3 rRNA genes are annotated in these 1258 nt (G+C 42.8%); all 3 read right to left on the minus strand.

The annotated features are described in order from the left end of the window. A 16S ribosomal RNA gene (locus tag BKP45_RS08740) occupies nt 1-421 on the minus strand; the annotation flags it as partial. A 468-nt stretch (nt 422-889) separates the two neighbouring features. Next, nucleotides 890-1005, minus strand: a 5S ribosomal RNA gene (gene rrf, locus BKP45_RS08745). Between the two features lie 76 nt (nt 1006-1081). After that, a 23S ribosomal RNA gene (locus BKP45_RS08750) occupies nt 1082-1258 on the minus strand; the annotation flags it as partial.

Raw genomic sequence — 1258 nt, forward strand, 5'->3', positions numbered from 1 at the left:
CTTCATCGCTCACGCGGCGTTGCTCCGTCAGACTTTCGTCCATTGCGGAAGATTCCCTACTGCTGCCTCCCGTAGGAGTCTGGGCCGTGTCTCAGTCCCAGTGTGGCCGATCACCCTCTCAGGTCGGCTACGCATCGTCGCCTTGGTAAGCCGTTACCTTACCAACTAGCTAATGCGACGCGGGCCCATCCTGTAGTGTTAGGTAAAACCCAACTTTTACTTTAGAACCATGAGGTTCCAAAATTATCGGTATTAGCTTCGGTTTCCCGAAGTTATCCCAGTCTACAGGGCAGGTTGCCCACGTGTTACTCACCCGTCCGCCGCTAATTTCAGGGAGCAAGCTCCCATCCATTCGCTCGACTTGCATGTATTAGGCACGCCGCCAGCGTTCGTCCTGAGCCAGGATCAAACTCTCCATAAAAGTGTTTGATAAAGCTCAAAATTTTAATTCATTGACGAGATATTTACTATCTCTTTAATTCGCTTGGCTGTGTGTTCAGTTTTCAAAGAACAATCAAATCGCCGTTGTTTCAGCGACAAGATTTATTGTATCACACAAATAATCTTTACGCAACACCTTTTTGAAAATTTATTTCCTCTTCAAAAGATGTATTTGACAACAGAATTTAATAATACCAAAGTGACACCAATCATGTCAATACTTATATAAAAAAATTAAATATCTATGCTAGTTTCTATAGAATACTTACTTTATAAAACTAAAATAAAGTTCAAAGAATTCAGGTCTATAATTTCTCTATCACCAGCTTTGCGAAGACAAACAGACTCAAGAGCATCACTAGAAGACGCAGATGCAGCACACTTCACCTGAAATTTAATTCCCGAAAACAAAAAAAAACACATCCCATCGGAATGTGTTTTTCATTTTACCTAGCAACGTCCTACTCTCACAAGGGGAAGCCCCTAACTACCATCGGCGCAAAAGAGCTTAACGATCGTGTTCGGCATGGGAACGAGTGTGACCTCTTCGCTATCGCCACTAGATTATATTCAGAGATCATTCCCTGAAAACTAGATAACATACATATAAGTTTCTTGAGTGTGAATTCAATTCTTATTTTAGGATAAGTCCTCGACCGATTAGTATCTCTCAGCTCCACACGTCACCGTGCTTCCACCCGAGACCTATCAACCTCATCATCTCTAAGGGGTCTTACTGGATTAACTCCAAGGGAAATCTCATCTTGAGGGGGGCTTCATGCTTAGATGCTTTCAGCACTTATCCCTTCCATACGTA

The organism is Anaerobacillus alkalidiazotrophicus (assembly GCF_001866055.1).